General features: G+C 61.1%; 18 protein-coding genes. 11 read left to right on the top strand and 7 right to left on the bottom strand.

Annotated elements, in window-relative coordinates; genetic code table 11:
* Window positions 1-163 precede the first annotated feature (163 nt).
* The 4 genes from ACZ5M5_RS27835 to ACZ5M5_RS27850 form a co-directional block, all read right to left on the bottom strand.
* The gene (locus tag ACZ5M5_RS27835; RefSeq protein ID WP_042730717.1) at window positions 164-1,207 is read right to left on the bottom strand and encodes an ABC transporter substrate-binding protein; all 1,044 of its coding nucleotides are present in this window, start codon (window positions 1,205-1,207) and stop codon (window positions 164-166) included.
* 49 nt (window positions 1,208-1,256) lie between these two features.
* Window positions 1,257-2,381 carry an ABC transporter ATP-binding protein gene (locus ACZ5M5_RS27840; RefSeq protein WP_072342484.1) on the bottom strand — a complete coding sequence of 375 codons (1,125 nt, stop codon included), beginning with the start codon at window positions 2,379-2,381 and terminating at the stop codon, window positions 1,257-1,259.
* A 346-nt stretch (window positions 2,382-2,727) separates the two neighbouring features.
* On the bottom strand, window positions 2,728-3,357 hold the full coding sequence (locus ACZ5M5_RS27845; protein WP_060740366.1) for a response regulator: 630 nt from the start codon (window positions 3,355-3,357) through the stop codon (window positions 2,728-2,730).
* A 121-nt stretch (window positions 3,358-3,478) separates the two neighbouring features.
* The gene (locus ACZ5M5_RS27850) at window positions 3,479-5,875 is read right to left on the bottom strand and encodes a PAS domain-containing sensor histidine kinase (protein ID WP_103308213.1); all 2,397 of its coding nucleotides are present in this window, start codon (window positions 5,873-5,875) and stop codon (window positions 3,479-3,481) included.
* Window positions 5,876-5,949: 74 nt separating this feature from the next.
* On the opposite strand from ACZ5M5_RS27850, the gene ACZ5M5_RS27855 reads away from it, so the two are divergent.
* A complete protein-coding gene (locus ACZ5M5_RS27855; protein WP_060740364.1) occupies window positions 5,950-6,942 on the top strand; it encodes an alpha/beta hydrolase family protein in 993 nt (330 codons plus the stop codon).
* 177 nt (window positions 6,943-7,119) lie between these two features.
* On the opposite strand, the gene ACZ5M5_RS27860 is transcribed toward ACZ5M5_RS27855, so the two are convergent.
* From ACZ5M5_RS27860 to ACZ5M5_RS27870, 3 genes are read right to left on the bottom strand one after another with little or no spacing between them, the layout of a single operon-like run.
* The gene (locus tag ACZ5M5_RS27860; protein WP_060740363.1) at window positions 7,120-7,887 is read right to left on the bottom strand and encodes a TerB family tellurite resistance protein; all 768 of its coding nucleotides are present in this window, start codon (window positions 7,885-7,887) and stop codon (window positions 7,120-7,122) included.
* 1 nt (window position 7,888) lies between these two features.
* Complete coding sequence (gene murU / locus ACZ5M5_RS27865; protein ID WP_060740362.1) at window positions 7,889-8,560, bottom strand: N-acetylmuramate alpha-1-phosphate uridylyltransferase MurU; 672 nt, start codon at window positions 8,558-8,560, stop codon at window positions 7,889-7,891.
* Window positions 8,557-9,582 carry an aminoglycoside phosphotransferase family protein gene (locus ACZ5M5_RS27870; protein ID WP_103308211.1) on the bottom strand — a complete coding sequence of 342 codons (1,026 nt, stop codon included), beginning with the start codon at window positions 9,580-9,582 and terminating at the stop codon, window positions 8,557-8,559. The genes murU and ACZ5M5_RS27870 overlap by 4 nt, the downstream gene beginning before the upstream one ends.
* Before the next feature lie 130 nt (window positions 9,583-9,712).
* On the opposite strand from ACZ5M5_RS27870, the gene ACZ5M5_RS27875 reads away from it, so the two are divergent.
* The 10 genes from ACZ5M5_RS27875 (at window position 9,713) to ACZ5M5_RS27920 (ending at window position 22,512) form a co-directional block, all read left to right on the top strand.
* The gene (locus ACZ5M5_RS27875; RefSeq protein WP_464738254.1) at window positions 9,713-12,511 is read left to right on the top strand and encodes an LPS-assembly protein LptD; all 2,799 of its coding nucleotides are present in this window, start codon (window positions 9,713-9,715) and stop codon (window positions 12,509-12,511) included.
* Window positions 12,492-13,808 carry a peptidylprolyl isomerase SurA gene (gene surA / locus ACZ5M5_RS27880; RefSeq protein WP_464738255.1) on the top strand — a complete coding sequence of 439 codons (1,317 nt, stop codon included), beginning with the start codon at window positions 12,492-12,494 and terminating at the stop codon, window positions 13,806-13,808. Before ACZ5M5_RS27875 ends, surA begins: the two co-directional genes overlap by 20 nt.
* On the top strand, window positions 13,805-14,794 hold the full coding sequence (gene pdxA / locus ACZ5M5_RS27885; protein ID WP_060740359.1) for a 4-hydroxythreonine-4-phosphate dehydrogenase PdxA: 990 nt from the start codon (window positions 13,805-13,807) through the stop codon (window positions 14,792-14,794). The genes surA and pdxA overlap by 4 nt, the downstream gene beginning before the upstream one ends.
* Window positions 14,791-15,609: a 16S rRNA (adenine(1518)-N(6)/adenine(1519)-N(6))-dimethyltransferase RsmA gene (gene rsmA, locus ACZ5M5_RS27890; protein WP_060740358.1), complete on the top strand. Its 819-nt coding sequence runs from the start codon at window positions 14,791-14,793 to the stop codon at window positions 15,607-15,609. Before pdxA ends, rsmA begins: the two co-directional genes overlap by 4 nt.
* Before the next feature lie 116 nt (window positions 15,610-15,725).
* A complete protein-coding gene (gene apaG, locus ACZ5M5_RS27895; RefSeq protein ID WP_053125932.1) occupies window positions 15,726-16,106 on the top strand; it encodes a Co2+/Mg2+ efflux protein ApaG in 381 nt (126 codons plus the stop codon).
* On the top strand, window positions 16,106-16,981 hold the full coding sequence (locus tag ACZ5M5_RS27900; protein ID WP_060740357.1) for a symmetrical bis(5'-nucleosyl)-tetraphosphatase: 876 nt from the start codon (window positions 16,106-16,108) through the stop codon (window positions 16,979-16,981). Before apaG ends, ACZ5M5_RS27900 begins: the two co-directional genes overlap by 1 nt.
* A gap of 32 nt (window positions 16,982-17,013) precedes the next feature.
* Window positions 17,014-17,343: a thiosulfate sulfurtransferase GlpE gene (gene glpE / locus ACZ5M5_RS27905; protein ID WP_060740356.1), complete on the top strand. Its 330-nt coding sequence runs from the start codon at window positions 17,014-17,016 to the stop codon at window positions 17,341-17,343.
* Window positions 17,344-17,642: 299 nt separating this feature from the next.
* The gene (locus ACZ5M5_RS27910) at window positions 17,643-19,565 is read left to right on the top strand and encodes a PrkA family serine protein kinase (protein WP_053125937.1); all 1,923 of its coding nucleotides are present in this window, start codon (window positions 17,643-17,645) and stop codon (window positions 19,563-19,565) included.
* A gap of 113 nt (window positions 19,566-19,678) precedes the next feature.
* A complete protein-coding gene (locus ACZ5M5_RS27915) occupies window positions 19,679-20,950 on the top strand; it encodes a YeaH/YhbH family protein (protein ID WP_014340517.1) in 1,272 nt (423 codons plus the stop codon).
* Window positions 20,947-22,512, top strand: a complete 1,566-nt coding sequence (locus ACZ5M5_RS27920) for a SpoVR family protein (RefSeq protein ID WP_060740355.1) — start codon at window positions 20,947-20,949, stop codon at window positions 22,510-22,512. The genes ACZ5M5_RS27915 and ACZ5M5_RS27920 overlap by 4 nt, the downstream gene beginning before the upstream one ends.
* Window positions 22,513-22,546: the final 34 nt, after the last annotated feature.

Genomic DNA, 22,546 nt, shown 5'->3' on the forward strand with positions numbered 1-22,546 from the left:
CGGGCCGCCTCTGTTCTTTTGAAACACCCGCTTGGAGCAAAAACCTGTGGGAGCGAGCTTGCTAGCGATGGCTACGGCACATTCAACATTGATGTGTCTGACAAACCGCTATCGCGAGCAAGCTCGCTCCCACATGGATTTCATCCAGCTTCAGAGCGTCGGGTTACTTGGCCGCCCAGGAGTTGAAGCGCTGCTCCAGTTGCTCACCGTTGTCAGCCCAGAAGCTGACGTCGATCTGCACCTGGTTGGCGATGTTTTCCGGGGTGGTCGGCATGTCTTTGAGGACATCCTTGGCCAGCAACGGCACAGCCTGGGTATTGGCCGGGCCGTAGGCGATGTTTTCCGAGTAGGTCTTCTGCTGCTGCGGTGCAACCGAGAAGGCGATGAATTTCTTCGCCGCTTCGGCGCGGGTCTTGTCCAGGCCGCGCGGGATGGCCCAGGCGTCGAAGTCGTAGATGCCGCCGTTCCACACCACTTTCAGGTTGCTTTCTTTCTGTACCGCAGCGATCCGGCCGTTGTAGGCCGAGCTCATGACCACGTCACCGGAAGCCAGGTATTGCGGCGGCTGGGCGCCGGCTTCCCACCACTGGATATTCGGCTTGAGCTCGTCGAGCTTCTTGAACGCACGGTCCTGGCCATCCTTGCCGGCCAGCACTTTGTAGACGTCTTTCGGCGCTACGCCGTCGGCCATCAAGGCGAATTCCAGGGTGTACTTGGCGCCTTTGCGCAGGCCGCGCTTGCCCGGGAATTGCTTGGTGTCCCAGAAGTCTGCCCAACTGGTCGGCGCGGTCTTGAGTTTGTCGGCGTTGTAGGCCAACACGGTCGACCACACGAAGAAACCTACGCCGCAAGGCTGGATGGCGCCCTTGACGTAGTCTTCGGTCTTGCCGAACAGGGCCGGGTCCAGTTGCTCGAACATGTCTTCGTCACAACCACGGGACAATTCCGGAGACTCGACTTCCACCAGGTCCCAGGAAACGCTCTTGGTATCGACCATGGCCTTGACCTTGGCCATTTCGCCGTTGTACTCGCCAGCCACGATCTTGCCGTTGCCAGCCGCTTCCCACGGTGCGTAGAAGGCTTTGACCTGAGCCGCCTTGTTCGCCCCGCCGAAAGACACCACGGTCAGGTCCGGGCCCGCCGCCATCGCGCTTGCCGCACCCATCATGCCCAGTGTCAGGGCTGTGAACTTCAGGGATCTCAACATTTATTGTTCTCTCCACGTGCAGGGTTGGTGTTGGTACAGCAGGGGGCGATCAATTCGCCTCTAGAAGGGGATCGAGCGCACGCACATGCTCGACTTGCCAGCCAAGCGGAACCACGTCGCCGACGGCGAGCGCGGGATCGAGCTCGGCAATCGGTTGCTTCACGAAGAAGTCGTTCTTGCCACAGACTTCCAGGCGAACCCGGACGTGGTCGCCCAGATAGATGAATTCCGCCACCCTCCCTGAGAAGCGGTTGACACATTGTTCGCTGACGCCGTTGAGGCTCACCCGCTCCGGACGAATCGACAGGGTCACCGGCTCGCCGGGCTGACCGACATTCACCGCCAGGGCCTCGACTTTCTCGCCGCGCGCCAACTCCACCAGGCAACGATCGCCGGTATGGCTGTGCAGGCGACCGTTGAGACGGTTGTTTTCGCCGATGAAGTTGGCGACGAAAGTGTTTTTCGGCTCTTCATACAGGGTGCGCGGTGGGGCGATCTGCTGGATTTCGCCCTGGTGAAACACCGCCACACGGTCGGACATGGTCAAGGCTTCGCCCTGGTCGTGGGTCACGTAGACCACAGTCACGCCAAGGCGCTGGTGCAGGTGCTTGATTTCCATCTGCATGTGTTCACGCAATTGCTTGTCCAACGCCCCCAGGGGTTCGTCCATCAGCACCAACTGCGGCTCGAACACCAGCGCCCGGGCCAGGGCCACCCGTTGTTGCTGGCCGCCGGACAATTGCGCCGGGTAGCGTTGGGCGAAGCTGTCCAGCTGGACCATGCTCAGGACACGCTTGACCCGATCGCTCACGTCGCTCTTGTTCAGGCCTCGCACGGTCAGCGGGAAAGCAAGGTTCTCGGCGACGGTCATGTGCGGGAACAAGGCGTAGTTCTGGAACACCATGCCGATGTCGCGCTTGTGCGGCGGCACATTGTTGATCGAACGCCCGGCCAGCAGGATCTCGCCGGCGGTTGGGGTTTCAAACCCGGCGAGCATCATCAGGCTGGTGGTCTTGCCGGAGCCGGAAGGCCCGAGCAGGGTCAGGAATTCGCCTTTGCGAATGTCCAGGTTGAGGTCTTTGACGATCAGGTTCTCGCCGTCGTAGCTCTTCTGCACACCACGAAAGCTGACCAGCACATCGCTGGCCCCCGCGCTTGAATCGACCTGGCTCATACCCGCACCTTTTGTTTTGATGACTGCTTGTGAATCAAGCCTAGTGGACCCTGGGGTCCGCGCAAATCGGGGCGCAGGAGAGAATCGCCTCAGCCGGATGGAAGAGTCGGGGTAGGGATCGCCCTACAAGGATGGCGGGATTGGGTAAGTGCGGCGGCGCGTTTCAAGCGCCAAGCTGCAAGTAAGGGCAAAAAGCGCTGTCGGGGTGTGTCGCAAATGGATATGCCGACACAGAACCCTGTGGGAGCGAGCTTGCTCGCGATAGCGGAGTGTCAGCCGACATCAATATTGAATGTGCCGCCGCCATCGCGAGCAAGCTCGCTCCCACAAGGGGAAATTGCGGGGCTCAGAGCAACTTGTGCTCCATCGCATATTTCACCAACTCGGCCAATGAGGTGATGTTGAGTTTCTGCATCAGCCGCGCCTTGTGGGTGCTGATGGTCTTGCTGCTCAGGGCCAGTTGCTGGGCGATGTCGTTGACGTTGGCGCCCTGGGCCAGGCGTTCGAAGACCGAGAATTCACGCTCGGACAGCAGCGAGTGCAGCGGTCGCGTGTCCGTCAGGCCGACTTCGAAGACCATGCGGTCGGCCAGGTCCGGGTCGATGTAGCGCCCGCCGGCCGCGACCTTGCGAATCGCCATGAGCAGCAGGGCCGGGTCGCTGTCCTTGGTTGCGTAGCCCGCGGCGCCGACCTTCAGGGCACGGGCGGCCATTTGCGCCTCGTCATGCATCGACAGCACCAGGATGGCCGGCGGATTGTTCAACGCACGGATCCGCGGGATCGCCTCCAGGCCGTTGACACCCGGCATGGAGATATCCAGCAGCACCACTTCGCAGGGCACCTGGCGCAGGGTTTCGAGCAACTGTTCGCCATTGCTCGCCTCCCCCACCACCAGCAGATCCTTGGCCAGGCCGATCAACTGCTTGATGCCTTCGCGGACGATGGTGTGGTCTTCGGCTACCAGTACACGGATCACATTGCTCTCCAGATTCAAGATCTCATCGCGAGCCAGCTCGCTCCCACACGGTGTGTGTACACCTCAATCGATGTGGGAGCGAGCTTGCTCGCGATAGCGTCAGCCCAGCCAACCCAAACCATCAGGCCTCATTCAACGGCACCCGCACCGACAGGGTGGTGCCCTCCCCCGGCTCACTGTCCAGGGTCAACTGTCCGCCCATGATCAACACCCGTTCACGCATGCCGACCAGGCCAAAGGACGTTGGCCGGCTCGTATCGGCAATAAATCCTACACCGTCGTCACTGACAGTCAGACATAAATCAGCGCCTTGCTGAACCAGCGTCAACTCCACAGTATGCGCCTGGGCATGGCGCATCACGTTGGTCAGCGCCTCCTGGAGAATCCGAAACAGGCCGATGGCCTTGGCGTCGCTCAGGGGTGGCAGGTTGTCCGGCACCTGCACCAGGCAAGGAATCTGCGTTCGCGCCTCGAAGCGCCGGGCCTGCCATTCGATGGCCGAAGCGATGCCGGCATCCAGGATTGGCGGGCGCAATGCCGTCGCCACATCCCGCACCAGCTGGAACAGCTGAGCAATCAGGCGCTTCATGCTGTTAAGCCGCTCATGCAGGCCCGGGTCGAGTTGCGCGTAGGCCAATTCACACATGGAAGTTTCAAGCTTCAACACCGTCAGCATCTGGCCCAGCTCGTCGTGGACCTCCCGGGCAATCCGCGCTTTTTCCTCTTCCCGCACGCTTTCCAGGTGCGCCGACAACTCGCGCAACTGCTCCCGGGAACTGGCCAATTCCAGTTCGATGCGCTTGCTGTCGGTGATGTCCCAGACGATACCGTCCCAGACATAGGCGCCATCCTCAAGGCGCCGAGTGATCGCCTTGATCTCGGCCCAACGCTCCTGGCCTTCGCGGGTCAGGATACGGCCCTGCCATGACCAGTCGCTGTCGGTATCCAGCGCCTGGTCCTGGGTGCGGTGATAATCGGCCTTGTCCTGCGGATGCACCAGACTGCGCAGCCCGGTGTCGCTGCGGGCCAGGGTTGCAGGGGAATAGCCCACCAGGCTTTCGCTGCCTTCGCTGATGTAGGCAAAGTCGATCTGGCCGGTCACCGGCGCCCGCTCCAGGCGAAAGACCAGGCCCGGCACGTTGGCGGCGATGCCTTGCAGCCGCGCCTCGCTTTCGCGCAACGCCGCCAGCGCACGTCGGCGCTCGGTCACATCATTGAGGTAGACCACCAGGTATTCGGCGTCGCGAAAACGCAGGAAACTCAGGGAAACGTCGGTCGGCAGAATACTGCCATCGGCTCGCACGCACTCGGTTTCGAAGCTCAGCGGCCCCTCTTCACTGGCCCGGGCGCGCTTCCACAGATTCAACCAGCGATCCATGTGCAAGCCCGGCTCGAAGTCGATCAAGGGCCGCTCGATGATGGCGCCCGAGGCGTAGCCGAGCATGGTTTCGGCCGCTCGGTTGGCATAACGCACGTGGCTGTCCCAATTGACCCACAGGATGCCGACCGTGCTTTGATCGATGGAGAACTGGGTCAGGCGCAAGGCTTCTTCGCTGGCTGCACGCTGGGCGATGTCTTCCCTCGCGGCACGCAGGCGGCGCTCCAGTCCACGTTGCTGGCGGCGCTGCCAGAACACGATGGCGACACTGCTGAGCAGCAGGGCCAGGATCAACAGGGTCAGGTTCTGCCAGAAACCCGGGGTCTCGGTCAGGCGCGGGTATTTTGGCTTGAGCCAACGACTGTGCAGTTGCTCCAGCTCCTTGGCCGGGATTGCCTGCAACCCTCTGTCGATGATTTCTGCCAGCTCCGGCCAGTCCCGGCGTGTGGCAACCCGTAGCAACTGCGGCAGGCCAATGTCGCCCACCACCGCCAGCTCGGCGAATTCGGGTTCGACCATCAACCTGCCCAGTTGCGCCTCGTCGACCACCGCGTACCGGGCCTGCTGGGTCAGCAGCAATTGCAGGGCCTCGCGCTCCATCGGCACGCCTTGCAGGTTCAGCGTCGGGTAGTTGCTGCGCAGGTAATCGGCCGTGGCACTGGGCATGCGCACCACAACGCGGGCCTGGGCGTCGAGTTTTTCCAACTCCACCCCCTCGGCGCCTTTCTGCGCACCGACGATCAATTGCGGCACGCGCATGTAGGGATCGGAAAACTGCCAGAGCTTGAGCCCGCCTGGGGATTGGGTCAGGCCCGGAGCGATGTCCACCTCGCCGGCACGCAATGCCGCTTCCAGTTGCGCCACGTCCTGGAAGTTGCGCCAGGTCAGCTCGACGTTCAGCGCCTTGCCCAGCCATTGCATCAACTCGACATTGGTGCCGGACAAACGCTGCAAGCGCCGGTCGTATTGCGCATAGGGCGCCTGCAAGACCAGGCCGACCCGCCACTGCGGATGTTGCACCAGCCATTGGCGCTGCCCTGCATTCAATTGCACCCCAGGCGCCGACGGCGCGGGCGCGGCCCACGCCATCAAGGGAAGCCATAAACAGCCGATAACCCACAGGCAGCAAAAACGCATCATTGAAGTCTCATGCACTGACAAATACTGACCAACCCATTAGGCTGCCGGAAATACTTCTGGTCATGGAATATCCAATGCCCTCTGTTTATCGCCTGGCGTTGCCAGCATTGTGCCTATCGCTGATCCTGCCAAGTGCCTTTTCTGTCCAGGCCAGCGAAACGGCCCCCGCCGCCGAGCAACCCGCCGGGGAAAAACCTGTCGAGCGCCAGCCTTTGCTCGAGCGTAGCCAGGAAGAAGCGGCTGCACTTGGACGAACAGTCCCGCCCCAGGAACAGCAACAGTTGCAGACCGGCAGCGACACCTTCCTCGCACTGTGGAAACCGGCCAATACCAGTGACCCCAGAGGCGCGGTCATCATCATCCCCGGTGCCGGCGAAACCGCTGACTGGCCTCAAGTCGTCGGCCCATTACGCAAAAAGTTGCCCGATGTCGAATGGAGCAGCCTGAGTATCACCCTGCCGGACCTGCAAAGCGACGTCATTGCTCCTCGCGTGGAGGAAGCCGCGCCCGAGACCAAACCGGCCGACACCGCTGCCGCGGCACCGGACGCTACCACTTCGGCGCCGATCGAACAGGTCGCCGGCGGCGAAGCCGATGCGGTGGATCCGCTCGTTGCGCAAACCGATGAAGAGCATGCCAAGGCCGACGCCGAGCGCATCTTCGCCCGCATCGACGCGGCGCTGGCCTACGCCGAACAGCAAAGCGCACGCCGTATCGTGCTACTGGGCCATGGCACCGGCGCCTATTGGGCCGCGCGTTACTTGAGTGAAAAGCAACCCTCGCAAGTCGAACGCTTCGTGATGGTGGCTGCGCAGACTCCGGTCACTGCCAAACCCGGCCTGGCTGAACTGACCCCGACCTTGAAACTGGCGACCGCCGATATTTTCTACATGGACAAACCGCTGGATCGCAACGCGGCGCTGGAGCGCTTGCAGGCGAGCAAACGTTTGAAAGGTTCGACCTTCAGCCAAGTGTCCCTCAAGGCCCTGCCGAACCCGTCGGCGGAGCAGGAGCAGCTGTTTCGTCGGGTTCGGGGTTGGTTGAATCCGCAAAAGGCAGGGGAGTAAGGCTGACAGCTGGCCAAGCCGAACACTAACTTTGTGGCGAGGGGATTTATCCCCGCTGGGTTGCGCAGCAACCCCAAAGCCCGCGCGACAACACAATCTGATGGCCAGTGCTGAGCACTTGAGCGGGGATAAATCCCCTCGCCACAGTGGTTACCTTCCTCTCTACTGTTATCCCTTCTACCGAAAATCCCGCCGCTCGCGAATCAACCGATAGGCGTTATGCAGCTCTCGGGTTTTGTCGGTGGCTTCACGCACCTGCAAAGGCGTCGCCCCGCTGCCGGCAATCTTGTCCGGGTGATGGCGGCTGAGCAGTCGCCGGTAAGCACGCTTGATCTGCGACGGCTCGCTGGTGGCCGAAACCCCCAGCAAGCGCAAGGCCTCCTGATAGGTCACGCCGGCGTTGGGGCGCGACAGTTTCTGCGGTTCGTAATCAGCCGCCAGCGCCTGGACCTGTTGCGGCGTCCAGCCCAACCAGCGGCCCCATTGGGCCACCAGCTCTCGCTCGCCGACACCGGCACGCCCATCGGCCCAGACCATCCGCCAACAGGCGCGCAATACCCCTTCAGCCGCATGGGGCTGGACGGCCAGGCGACGCATGTAACCGCGCAACCGATCGTTTCCGGACTTGCCCCGGTTGAACGCCGCGATCGCCCGGCGCTGCGCCGATTCACTCAAGTCCAACGCCCGCATCTCCTGGCGAGCCTGCTGGATGTGGCCGTCGACCACACGCCCATCGCATTTGGCCAAGCGCCCGAGCAATACGAACAACAATTCATCGTTGCGCAACGCCGGACGGCCGCCCAGACGCTCACGTACTTGCGCCCAGCCCTGCAGGTTCAGGCGCCGGTCCAGCGCCTGCCCCAACAACGCACCAAGCATGGCCCCCGGAATGCTGGCGATGGCAAAGCCTGCCCCGGCTCCAATCAGAGTCCCTGGCCACCACATATCAACCGCTCGCTTCTATCAAGGTTTCGACCTGCGCCAACCGTTCATGGGTGCCGACATCGACCCAATGTCCTTTCAGGTGCTCGCCACTGACGCACCCTTCGGCCATGGCCGTGCGCAACAGCGGTGCGAGCTTGAAGGCACCGCCTGTGCAACCGTCGAACAAGCGCGGGTGCAGGACGGCAATGCCGCTATAGGTCAGGTTGTCGGCAGGTGTTTGCCCATCGTGAACCTTTCCGTCGGCCAGGATGAAATCGCCGTCCGGGTGATGCTCTGGATTATCGACCAGCACCAGGTGCGCCAGCCCTTTGAGCGGCCTGCGCAAGACGCTGAAATCGTAGTCGGTCCAGATATCGCCGTTCACCACCACAAACGCGTCATCGCCCAGCAGCGGCAAGGCCCGGAAGATTCCACCACCGGTTTCCAACGGCTCGCCTTCGGGTGAAAACCGAATGCTCACGCCAAAACCCGAACCGTCCCCCAGGTGATCTTCGATCTGCTGGCCGAGCCAGGCGTGATTGATCACGATCTCGGAAAAGCCGGCCTTGGCGAGCGCCCGCAAGTGGTATTCGATCAAGGGAACGCCACCCACGCGAATCAACGGCTTTGGCGTGGTGAGGGTCAAGGGGCGCATGCGCTCGCCCTTGCCCGCCGCCAGGATCATTGCCTTCATTCTGTTGCTCCGGCCAACTGCCGCAGGCTGCCAAGCAGCTCATCGAGCGGTGCCAGTTCAGGACGCCGGGCGATGACCGCATCTATATAAGCAAAGAAACGCGGCACATCACCGAGGTAACGTGGTTTGCCATCACGGTGGCAAATGCGCGCGAAGATCCCGATGACCTTGAGGTGACGCTGCACGCCCATCAAGTCGCTGGCCCGCAGGAAATCCTCGAGATCCGGCTGGACGGGAATGCCAAGGGCGCCAGCCTCCTGCCAGTAACGCTCCAGCCAACCACGCACACGCGCCTCGGGCCAACTGAGGAAGGCATCCTTGAACAGGCAGGTCACGTCATAGGTCACCGGGCCATAGACCGCATCCTGAAAGTCCAGCACACCGGGGTTCGGTACGCTGAGCATCAGGTTGCGCGGCATGTAGTCGCGGTGCACCAGCACTTTGGGCTGGGCCAGGGCGCTGTCGATCAACAGCTCGCTGGCCTGTTGCCAGAGTTGCTGCTGGGCCGGATCGAATTCGATGCCCAGCTCGCGCTTGACGTACCACTCGGGAAACAATTCCAGCTCCCGACGCAGCAACGCGACATCGTAGCTCGGCAACGGCGCGACCATCGGCAGTTGCTGGAAAGCCAACAAGGCCTGCAAGGCATCGCCGAATAAATCGTCGGCATTTTCGCTGTCGATCACGTCCAGGTAGGTCTGATTGCCCAGGTCATTGAGCAAAAGAAAGCCGCGCTCGAGGTCTTCGGCATAAATTTTCGGCACGTTGATACCGGATTTCGCCAGTAAAAAAGCAATATCCACGAAGGGTTTGCAGTTTTCCTGGGGCGGTGGCGCATCCATTACGATCAAACTGCGACCCTCGCCTTCCCAGCGGAAATACCGCCGGAAACTCGCGTCACTGCTGGCGGCGGTCAACGTGGCCGGGGGTACGGTGCCCCAGCCCTGTTGAGTGAAAAGGATCGGCAGTTGTTCATCGAGCCAAACTTTCAGGTGTTGCAAGCGTACATCTTGGTCGGGCATTGCAAGGGTCTCCGACGGCGCTAGCCGTCAAGCGGGTCATGCTTTATTATCCAGCATCTTTTTCAGACCATCGAGAGGCGTGCGGCCCACACCGCGGGCAGATGGCACGCAGGAAGCCCGGACTAATAAGATGGCATTGAAATCCCCCGCGTTTCGTAAAAAATTTCCGTTGCTGGTCACCGGCAGTCTGCTGGCCCTGCAACCCCTGGCCTCTTCATTCGTCGTCGCGGCGCAGCAGTATGACTGCTCCGTCTCCGCTTCGGGTGCCTGGGACTGTGCGCCCAAGACACCGGCCGCCGCGTTGCCGCCGCGTCCCGTGCATGACGGCAGTGCGGTTTCCGACAGCGGCGCGGCACCAGCCGACAGCAGCTCGGGCGAGGAAGCCGGCGAAAAGCCGATGCTCGTTACCGAAGCCAAGGGCCGCGGCCTGAAGTCGCGCAGTGCAGACTACAGCCACCTGGATTGGGTTCCACGCGAGAACCTCACCCCGGCGCAACTGGCTGAAACCGGTCCTTACTGCGCCGGTGCCTATATCGAGCCGACGCGTCCTGGCATGAATGACAAGACCGCCAAGAGCGATGCGCCCACGTTCCTCGGTGCCAAGGCTTCACGCTATCAGCAGGAAGAACAGGTGGCGACCCTGGCCGGTGACGTGGTCATGCGCCAGGGCAGCATGCAGGTCGAGGCCGACGAGGCCAGCCTGTACCAGGCCGAGAACCGTGGCGAGCTGAGCGGCAACGTACGGGTTCGCGACAACGGTGCGCTGATCGTCGGCGACCATGCCGATGTACAGCTGGACACCGGCGAAGCCAAGGTCGACAACGCCGAATACGTGATGCACAAGTCGCGCATCCGCGGTAACGCGCTGTACGCCAAGCGTGCCGAGAACGCGATCATCCGCCTCAAGGACGGTACGTACACCACGTGCGAACCGGGCAGCAACGCCTGGACGCTCAAGGGCAACAACATCACCCTGAACCCGGCCACCGGCTTCGGCACCGCGACCAACGTGACGCTGCGGGTCAAGGACTTCCCGGTCCTGTACACGCCGTACATCTACTTCCCGATCGACGACCGTCGCCAGTCCGGCTTCCTGCCGCCGACCATCGGCAGCGGCAGCGACACCGGCTTCCTGCTGGTCACCCCGTACTACTTCAACCTGGCGCCGAACTACGACGCCACGTTGTACCCACGCTACATGAGCAAGCGCGGCCTGTTGATGGAAGGCGAGTTCCGCTACCTGACCAAGTCCAGCGAAGGTCAGTTCGGTGCCGCATACCTCAACGACGAAGACAACGAGCGCAGCGGGCAGAGCGACTACGACAAGACCCGCTACATGTACAACTGGCAGCACAAGGGCAGCCTCGATTCGCGCGTGCTGACAGAAGTCGACTACACCAAGATCAGCGATCCGTACTATTTCCAGGATCTTGAAAGCGATCAGATTGGTATCGAGTCCAATGATTACGTCAATCAGCAAGGCGCAGTCAGCTATCGTGGCGACAGCTACACGGCGCGGGTGAATGCCCAGGCCTACCAGATGGCAACGATTTCGAAGATCACCCCTTACAACCGCTTGCCTCAGATCACCTTCATCGGTGAGCTGCCGCAACACCCGTATGGACTGGACCTCGCCTACAAGACAGAGCTGGTGCGGTTCGATCGTGATCTGCGGACCGGCGCCTACACCGACGAAGACGGTAACTCCGAGCCAAGGCTGGACTCCAACGTTCGCGGACTGGCACGGGCCAACGGTACTCGCCTGAATCTGGCACCGGTAATGAGCCTGCCGATGGAAGCCACCTACGGCTTCATCACGCCGTCGCTCAAATACCAATACACCCAATACGATCTGGATCTGGACGGCACTGGCAAATCCCAGATCGCCGCGCAATCCGCCGAGACGGATCGCCTGCGCGGCACGTACAGCGGCAGCCAGAGCCGCGGCGTCCCAATCGCCAGTATCGATAGCGGCCTGTATTTCGACCGTGATACCCAGTGGTTCGGCACCAACTATCGCCAAACCCTGGAGCCACGCCTGTTCTATCTCTACGTACCTGAGAAAGACCAGAGCGATATCCCTGTGTTCGACACCGGTGAGTACACCTTCAGCTACTCCTCGCTGTTCCGTGACAATCGTTTTTCGGGCTCCGACCGTGTCGGCGACGAGAACAAACTGTCGCTGGGCATAACCAGCCGCTGGATCCAGGAAAACGGTTTCGAACGCCAGCGCATCAGCGTCGGCCAGGCCTTTTACTTCAAGGATCGCGAAGTCCAGTTGCCGGGCATCGACTTCAAGACGCGCGAAGACGCCAAATCGGATGTCTCGCCTTACGCCCTGGAGTATGAGTTCCGCTGGAACCGCGATTGGCGCACCACGGCTACCTATAACTGGGACCCGGACACTCGCAGCCCTCGCTCGGGTAGCGCGATGTTCCACTACCAGCCTGAAGACAACCCGAACAAGGTCATCAACGCCGGTTATCGCTATCGCAACGACCAGGTCCGTTACGACCAGACTACGGGTCAATGGTCCGTGGGCGGTGGCGACTACGGCACGCCTGGCCAGCCTGGCTACGTGAAGGACTACTACAAGATCCAGCAGCACGACTTCTCGGTCATCTGGCCGATCGTGCCGCAGTGGAACGCCATCAGCCGCTGGCAGTATGACTACAACCGCAACCGTACCCTGGAAGCCTTCGGTGGTTTCGAATACGACAACTGCTGCTGGAAATTGCGCCTGATCAACCGTTACTGGGTCGACTACGAAGAGTTCAGTCAAGCCGCCCCGGAAAACGAAAAAGGCGACCACGGCGTCTTCCTCCAAATTGTTCTGAAGGGACTCGGCGGCCTCACCGGCGCCAAGGTAGAGAGCTTCCTCGACAAAGGCATCCAAGGTTATCGTGAACGTGAAGACCAAGCTTTCTGATTGTCTGCGCCCGCTGATGCTGGGCGCGCTGTTCCTGGGTACCGCGGCCAACGCCGCGGTACAGTCCATCGACAAGGTCGTGGCCATCGTCGACAACGACGTGGTCATGCAGAGCCAGCTGGACCAGCGCGTCCATGAAGTGCAGCAAACCATCGCCAAGCGCGGCGGTGGCCTGCCGCCCGCAGGCGTGCTGGACCAGCAAGTGCTCGAGCGCCTGATCGTCGAAAACCTGCAACTGCAGATCGGCGAACGCTCCGGCATTCGCATTACCGATGAAGAACTGAACCAGGCTGTCGGCACCATTGCCCAGCGCAATAACATGAGCATCGACCAGTTCCGCGCCGCCCTGGCTCGCGACGGCCTCTCCTACGAGGACGCCCGCGATCAGATCCGTCGCGAAATGGTCATCAGCCGTGTGCGCCAGCGCCGTGTCGCCGAACGCATCCAGGTGTCGGAGCAGGAAGTGAAGAACTTCCTCGCCTCCGACCTGGGCAAGATGCAGCTTTCCGAAGAGCTGCACCTGGCGAACATCCTGATTCCTACTCCGGAAAGCGCCAACTCCGAAGCCATCCAGAGCGCTTATCGCCAGGCAATGGATGTCTACCAGCAGCTCAAGCAAGGCGCTGATTTCGGCCAGATGGCCATTGCCAAGTCGGGCAGCGACAACGCCCTGGAAGGCGGCGACATGGGCTGGCGCAAGCCCGCTCAACTGCCGCCTCCGTTCGACCGTGAACTGAGCGCCATGGCCGTGGGCGACATCACCCAGCCAGCACGCACCCCAGGCGGCTTTATTATCCTGAAAGTGCTGGAAAAGCGCGGTGGCGGAACCCAGGTCCGTGACGAAGTGCATGTTCGCCACATCCTGATCAAGCCAAGCGAGATTCGCAGCGAAGCCGAGACCAAGCGCCTGGCGGAAAAACTCTACGACCGCATCGAAGCGGGCGAGGACTTCGCCGAACTGGCGAAGAGTTTCTCCGAAGACCCGGGGTCGGCCCTCAACGGCGGCGATCTGAACTGGGTTGACCCGAATGCACTGGTTCCCGAGTTCCGCCAGGTCATGGCCGAGACACCGCAAGGCCAACTGTCCAAGCCGTTCAAGAGCCCGTATGGTTGGCACGTACTGGAAGTCCTTGGCCGTCGCGCCACCGACAGCACCACCCAGGCGCGTGAACAGCAGGCGATGACCGTATTGCGTAACCGCAAATACGACGAAGAGCTGCAAACCTGGCTGCGTCAGATTCGCGATGAAGCCTACGTTGAAATCAAACTTCCTGGTGCAGACCAGGCAGCGCAGTGAAACCCAAGCGTTTCGCGCTGACACCCGGCGAACCAGCCGGCATCGGTCCCGACCTGTGCCTGCTGCTCGCCTCGCACCCCCAGCCGCACCCCCTGATTGCCATCACCAGTCGCGACCTGCTCCTTGAGCGGGCCGCGCAACTGGGGGTGGTCGTCGACCTGTTGCCGGTGACGCCGCAGGCCTGGCCGGATGCTCCGGCGCCCGCCAACAGCCTGTATGTCTGGGATACGCCCTTGGGCGCCCCGGTCGTCACCGGGCAGTTGGACAAGGCCAACGCCGCGTTCGTCCTGCAAACCCTGACCCGCGCCGGCCAAGGCTGCCTGGACGGGGTGTTCGCTGGCATGATCACCGCACCGGTGCACAAGGGCGTGATCAACGAATCCGGGATTGCCTTTTCCGGACACACCGAATTCCTGGCGGACCTGACCCACACCGCGCAAGTGGTGATGATGCTCGCCACCCGCGGCCTGCGTGTGGCCCTGGTGACCACTCACCTGCCCCTGCGGGACATCGCCGACGCCATCACCCCGGAACGCCTGGAGCGGGTCACGCGCATCCTGCACGCCGACCTCCAGGAAAAATTCGGCATCGCCCGGCCACGTATCCTGGTCTGTGGGCTCAATCCCCATGCCGGCGAAGGCGGGCACCTGGGCCGTGAAGAAATCGACATCATCGAACCCACTTTGGAGCGCTTGCGCAGCGAGGGCATGGACCTGCGTGGCCCGCTGCCTGCCGACACTCTGTTTACCCCCAAATATCTGGAGCACTGCGATGCAGTGCTGGCGATGTACCACGACCAGGGCCTGCCCGTGCTGAAGTACAAAGGCTTCGGCGCGGCAGTCAACGTGACGTTGGGCCTGCCGATCATCCGTACCTCCGTGGACCATGGCACCGCCCTGGACCTGGCCGGCAGCGGCAAGATCGATACCGGCAGCCTGCAAGTCGCCCTGGAAACCGCCTACCAGATGGCCGAGACCCATTTATGACCGAGCAATACCAACACCGCGCGCGCAAGCGCTTCGGCCAGAACTTCCTGCATGACGCCGGCGTGATCGATCGCATCCTGCGCTCCATCCGGGCCAAGCCCGACGACCGCCTGCTGGAAATCGGGCCGGGCCAGGGCGCCCTGACCGAGGGCCTGCTCGACAGCGGCGCGCAACTGGACGTGGTGGAACTGGACAAGGACCTGGTCCCGATCCTCAACCAGCAGTTCGCCGGCAAGAGCAATTTCAACCTGCACCAGGGCGACGCACTGAAGTTCGACTTCAATAGCCTGAATGCCGCGCCGAACAGCCTGCGGGTGGTGGGAAACCTGCCGTACAACATCTCCACACCGCTGATCTTCCATCTGCTGAGCAACGCCAGCCTGATCCGCGACATGCACTTCATGCTGCAGAAAGAAGTGGTCGAGCGCCTCGCCGCCGGCCCTGGCGGTGGCGATTGGGGTCGCCTGTCGATCATGGTCCAGTACCATTGCCGGGTCGAACACCTGTTCAACGTCGGCCCGGGGGCATTCAACCCGCCGCCGAAAGTCGATTCGGCCATCGTCCGCCTGGTACCTCATGCCGTCCTGCCGCACCCGGCCAAGGATCATCGCCTGCTGGAGCGGGTGGTGCGCGAAGCGTTCAACCAACGCCGCAAAACCTTGCGCAACACCTTGAAACTGTTGCTCAGCAGCGCCGAAATCGAAGCCGCCGGCGTCGATGGCAGCCTGCGCCCCGAGCAACTGGACCTGGCGGCCTTCGTACGCCTGGCCGACAAGCTCAGCGAACAGGTCGCCCCGCAAGCCGACGCCAGCTGAACGGGTGACAAGCGCTATCGGGCAGTACGCCAGTCTGGTCTACTACCCGATACTTGGCCTAGACTGATCTCCTGAGTCGCGCCCGCGTCCCGCTTCGTTTTTAAGGCCTTATTTGCATGTCTGATCCTCGTTACCAGGTCGACGTCAGCGTCACCACCCGTTTTCTGGCAGAACAGTCGCAACCCGAGCATGACCGCTTCGCCTTCGCCTACAGCATTACCGTGCGCAACAATGGCTCCTTGCCGGCCAGGCTGCTGTCGCGGCACTGGGTCATCACCGATGGCGACGGCCATGTCGAAGAAGTGCGTGGTGAAGGCGTTGTCGGCCAGCAGCCGTTGATCGACGCCGGTAAAAGCCACAGCTACAGCAGCGGGACCGTGATGACCACCAAGGTCGGCACCATGCAGGGTACCTACCAGATGCTGGCCGAGGACGGCACACGCTTCGACGCCGTCATCAAGCCCTTTCGCCTGGCCGTGCCCGGAGCGCTGCACTAATGGCCACGTATGCGGTCGGCGACCTGCAAGGTTGCCTCGATCCGCTCAAATGCCTATTGGAACGCGTCGCCTTCGATCCCCAGAAAGACACGCTGTGGCTGGTGGGCGACCTGGTCAACCGTGGCCCACAATCCCTTGAGACGTTGCGTTTTCTCTACGGCATCCGCCAGTCGCTGGTGTGCGTGCTCGGCAACCACGACCTGCACCTGTTGGCCGCCTGGCAGAACATCGAGCGCCTGAAAAAGTCCGACACCTTGAGTGAAATCCTCGACGCCCCCGATTGCGTTGAACTGCTGGAGTGGCTGCGCCAGCAAAAGCTCATGCACTACGACGAGCCACGGAACCTGGCGCTGGTCCATGCCGGCATCCCGCCCCAGTGGTCCCTGCGCAAGGCACTCAAGTGCGCCGGCGAGGTGGAGCAGGCACTGCGCGACGACAATCTGTTCGCGCCCTACCTCGATGGCATGTACGGCAACGAGCCGGTCAAGTGGGACAACGACCTCACCGGCAGCGCCCGCCTTCGCGTCATCACCAACTATTTCACGCGCATGCGCTTCTGCACCCGCGACGGCAAGCTCGATCTCAAGGGCAAGGAAGGCATCGAGACCGCACCACCCGGCTACGCCCCCTGGTTCAAGCACAGCGAGCGCAAGACCCGTCACCTGAAAATCATTTTCGGACACTGGGCGGCACTGGGCGGTCAATGCGACGAACCCGGCGTCTTCGCCCTCGATACCGGCTGCGTGTGGGGCAGCGCCATGACGCTGATGAACGTCGACACGGGCGAGCAACTGCATTGCGATTGCGACGAACAGGGCCACGCCAGAATCCATCACCCGACCACTGCACCATTGCCGGCCGGCACCGCCGTTTGACCGGCGTTGCGCTCAAGCTACAGGAGTCCCTCATGACCGAATTCAAACGCATCCCCCCGGAACAGGCCCAGGCCCTGCGCGAGCAAGGCGCGGTCGTCGTCGACGTCCGCGACCCAGCCACGTTCGCGGCTCTGCACATCAGTGGCGCCAAGCACCTGGATAACCATTCCATCGCCGACTTCATCCGTGCCGCCGACCTCGATGCGCCGACCGTCGTGGTCTGCTATCACGGCAACTCCAGCCAGAGCGCAGCCGCCTATCTGATCAGCCAGGGCTTCACCGACGTCTACAGCCTGGACGGTGGTTTCGAGTTATGGCGCACGACCTATCCCGCAGAAACAGCGCAAGGCACCGCCGAATAATTTTTTATGCCGGCCAAGCCCGCGTGAACCGTGGGCTTGAGCGATGGCAGACGAACGGTCAGCCACAACTAATTACGTATTCCACCTTTACCTCCGTGATTCCGAACTATCCTTAGCCTCAGGCCATCCAAAACAGGGGAGAGCCGGTACACCGGCGCGCGGGTCATCGGGAGTCAGCTTTCAGGAGCCTGCATTCTTGAAAGCATTCTGGGGGGTAAACGGCAACTGGGTTCCCAGCGGCTGTCCAGCATCGACTGATTGATCCGACACCGGCTCCACGTATCGAGCGAGGTGACGTCATGAGCATTTTTAGCCACTTCCAGCAACGTTTCGAGTCCACGCGGCAAGAGGAATACTCGCTGCAGGAATACCTCGAACTCTGCAAGCAGGACCGCAGTGCCTATGTGTCGGCTGCGGAGCGTCTGTTGCTGGCCATCGGAGAACCGGAACTGCTGGATACCTCGACCAACTCGAGGCTCTCGCGCATCTTCTCCAACAAGGTGATTCGCCGCTATCCGGCCTTTGCGGACTTCCACGGGATGGAAGAATGCATCGAACAGATCGTGTCCTATTTCCGCCACGCCGCCCAAGGCCTGGAAGAGAAGAAACAAATCCTTTATCTGCTCGGCCCCGTGGGTGGTGGTAAATCGTCCCTGGCCGAAAAACTCAAGCAACTGATTGAAAAAGTGCCCTTCTATGCCATCAAGGGCTCGCCGGTGTTCGAATCGCCCCTGGGGCTGTTCAATGCGACAGAGGACGGCGCGATCCTCGAGGAAGACTTCGGTATCCCACGCCGCTACCTCAACACCATCATGTCGCCATGGGCGACCAAGCGCCTGGCCGAGTTCGGCGGTGATATCAGCCAGTTCCGGGTGGTCAAGCTCTACCCCTCGATCCTCAACCAGATCGCGGTAGCCAAGACCGAGCCGGGGGACGAAAACAACCAGGACATCTCCGCCCTGGTGGGCAAGGTCGATATCCGCAAACTGGAAGAATTCCCACAGAACGACGCCGACGCCTACAGTTATTCGGGTGCGCTGTGCCGGGCCAACCAGGGCTTGATGGAATTCGTCGAAATGTTCAAGGCACCTATCAAAGTGCTGCACCCGCTGCTGACCGCCACCCAGGAAGGCAACTACAACAGCACCGAGGGCCTGGGGGCCATTCCGTTCACCGGCATCCTGCTGGCCCACTCCAACGAATCGGAATGGCATACCTTCCGCAACAACAAGAACAACGAAGCCTTCATCGACCGGATCTATATCGTCAAGGTGCCGTACTGCCTGCGAGTGACCGACGAAGTGAAGATCTACGACAAGCTGCTGTTCAACAGCTCGCTGTCCAAGGCTCATTGCGCCCCCGACACCCTGAAGATGCTGGCCCAGTTCACGGTTCTGTCGCGTCTCAAGGAGCCGGAAAACTCCAACATCTATTCGAAGATGCGTGTGTACGACGGTGAAAACCTCAAGGACACCGATCCGAAGGCCAAGTCGATCCAGGAGTACCGCGACAACGCCGGCGTCGATGAAGGGATGAACGGGCTGTCCACACGCTTCGCGTTCAAGATCCTGTCCAAGGTCTTCAACTTCGACCCCCACGAAATTGCCGCCAACCCGGTTCACCTGCTGTATGTGCTGGAACAGCAGATCGAACAGGAACAGTTCCAGGCCGAAACCCGCGAGCGTTACCTGCGCTTCCTCAAGGAATACCTGGCCCCACGCTACATCGAGTTCATCGGCAAGGAAATCCAGACGGCGTACCTGGAGTCCTACAGCGAATACGGCCAGAACATCTTCGACCGCTACGTGCTGTACGCAGACTTCTGGATCCAGGACCAGGAATACCGCGACCCGGAAACCGGCGAAATACTCAATCGCGTGGCCCTCAACGAGGAACTGGAAAAAATCGAGAAACCGGCGGGCATCAGCAATCCGAAGGATTTCCGCAACGAAATCGTCAACTTCGTGCTGCGCGCCCGGGCCAACAACAACGGCAAGAACCCAACCTGGCTCAGCTATGAAAAGCTGCGGGTGGTCATCGAGAAGAAAATGTTCTCCAACACCGAAGACCTGCTGCCCGTCATCAGCTTCAACGCCAAGGCCAGCAAGGAGGACCAGCAAAAACACAACGATTTCGTCACACGCATGGTCGAACGTGGCTACACCGACAAACAGGTACGACTGCTTTCCGAGTGGTACCTGCGGGTCCGGAAATCGCAGTAAGCAGCGGCAAGCTTCTAGCTACAGACTGCAAGGGAGCGGCGTCGAGCCCTAGGCTCGACGCCACGCCACTTACGGCTTGAGGCTTACGACTTGAAGCTCCCCTGGAGGGGCCTATGAGCTATGTGATCGACCGACGCCTTAATGGCAAGAACAAGAGCACGGTGAACCGCCAGCGGTTTCTGCGGCGTTACCGCGACCACATCAAGAAGGCCGTCGAAGAGGCGGTCAGCCGGCGCTCCATTACCGATATGGAACACGGCGAGCAGATCAGCATCCCCGGCCGCGACATCGACGAGCCGGTGCTTCACCATGGTCGCGGCGGCAAACAGACCGTCGTGCACCCTGGCAACAAGGAATTCACCAGTGGCGAGCACATCCCCCGGCCCCAGGGCGGCGGTGCCGGCAAGGGCCCTGGCAAGGCCGGCAATTCCGGCGAAGGCATGGATGAGTTTGTCTTCCAGATCACCCAGGAGGAATTCCTGGAGTTCATGTTCGAGGACCTGGAGCTGCCGAACCTGGTCAAGCGCAACCTGACCGGGACCGACACCTTCAAGACCGTGCGTGCTGGTATCAGCAATGAAGGCAACCCATCACGCATCAACATCATCCGCACCCTTCGTTCGGCCCACGCCCGACGCATCGCGCTGTCGGGCAGCAGCCGGGCCAAACTGCGCGAAGCCAAGGAAGAACTGGCTCGCCTGAAACGCGAAGAACCCGACAATTTCGGCGACATTCAGGACCTTGAAGCGGAAATCGAGAAACTCAGCGCACGCATCCACCGCGTCCCGTTCCTCGATACGTTCGACCTCAAGTACAACCTGCTGGTGAAACAGCCAAACCCCAGCTCCAAGGCGGTGATGTTTTGCCTGATGGACGTTTCCGGCTCCATGACCCAGGCCACCAAGGACATCGCCAAGCGCTTCTTCATCCTGCTGTACCTGTTCCTGAAACGGAACTACGACAAGATCGATGTGGTGTTCATCCGCCACCACACCAGCGCCCGGGAAGTGGACGAAGAAGAGTTTTTCTACTCCAGGGAAACCGGCGGCACCATTGTCTCCAGCGCCCTGAAGCTGATGCAGGAAATCATGGCCGAACGCTACCCGGCCAACGAATGGAACATCTATGCGGCCCAGGCGTCGGACGGTGACAACTGGAACGACGACTCACCGATCTGCCGTGACATCCTGATCAACCAGATCATGCCGTTCGTCCAGTACTACACCTATGTGGAAATTACTCCACGGGAACACCAGGCGTTGTGGTACGAATACGAACGGATTGCCGAAGCATTTTCCGACACATTTGCCCAACAGCAACTGGTCTCGGCCGGGGATATCTACCCGGTCTTCCGTGAACTCTTCCAGCGCAGGTTAGTGACATGACCGCCAAAAAAGAGCAGAAACGCCAGCCCATTTCCACCGGCTCCGAATGGACGTTCGAGCTGATCAAGGCCTACGACCGCGAAATCAGCCGTATCGCGGACCGTTATGCCCTCGACACCTACCCGAACCAGATCGAGGTGATCACCGCCGAGCAAATGATGGACGCCTACGCGTCGGTCGGCATGCCGCTGGGCTATCACCACTGGTCCTACGGCAAGCACTTCCTCAGCACAGAGAAATCCTACAGCCGCGGCCAGATGGGGCTGGCCTATGAGATCGTGATCAATTCCGACCCCTGCATCGCCTACCTGATGGAAGAAAACACCATCTGCATGCAGGCCCTGGTGGTGGCGCATGCCTGCTACGGGCACAACAGCTTCTTCAAGGGCAACTACCTGTTCCGCACCTGGACCGATGCCAGTTCGATCATCGATTACCTGGTGTTCGCCAAGCAGTACATCATGCAATGCGAGGAGCGCCACGGTATCGACGCGGTGGAGGACCTGCTGGACTCCTGCCACGCCCTGATGAACTATGGCGTGGACCGCTACAAACGACCGTATCCGATTTCCGCCGAAGAAGAACGCCGGCGCCAGAAGGACCGAGAAGAACACCTGCAAAAACAGATCAACGATCTATGGCGCACCATTCCCAAGGGTGCGGACAAGTACAACGAAAAAGACAACGCCCGCTTCCCTGCCGAGCCCCAGGAGAACATTCTCTATTTCATTGAAAAACATGCGCCGCTGCTGGAACCGTGGCAGCGGGAAATCGTGCGCATCGTGCGCAAGATCGCCCAGTATTTCTATCCACAGCGCCAAACCCAGGTAATGAACGAAGGCTGGGCCACGTTCTGGCACTACACGCTGATGAACGACCTGTACGACGAAGGCCTGGTCACCGACGGCTTCATGATGGAGTTCCTGACGTCACACACCAGCGTGGTGTTCCAACCTGGCTTCGACAGCCCGTACTACAGCGGCATCAATCCTTACGCACTGGGTTTCGCCATGTACCGCGACATTCGGCGCATGTGCGAGAACCCTACCGAGGAAGATCGTCGCTGGTTCCCGGAAATCGCCGGTTCGGACTGGTTGTCCGCCATTAAATTCGCCATGAGCAGCTTCAAGGACGAAAGCTTCATCCTGCAGTACCTTTCGCCCAAGGTGATCCGCGACCTGAAACTGTTCAGCATCCTGGATGACGACCAGAAAGATGACCTGGTGGTACCCGCCATTCACGATGAGAGCGGCTATCGCATCATCCGCGAAACCCTGGCGGCGCAGTACAACCTGGGTAATCGCGAGCCCAACGTGCAGATCTACAGCATCGACCGCCGCGGAGACCGCTCGCTGACCCTGCGGCACCAGGCCCACAACCGCAAACCACTGGGTGACTCCACCGATGAAGTGCTCAAGCACCTGCATCGCCTCTGGGGCTTCGACATCCACCTGGAAACCCTGCAAGGCGACCAAGTGATGAAAACCCATCATGTACCGCCCAGGGGCGAACAAGCCGAAGGCGATTATGGCCGCCTGGACCTGGCCGTCATTCATCTTTGATCCCGTTTTCGCCTCCGGACGTCCGACGCAAAGG

This window comes from Pseudomonas sp. Van50 (assembly GCF_055390755.1).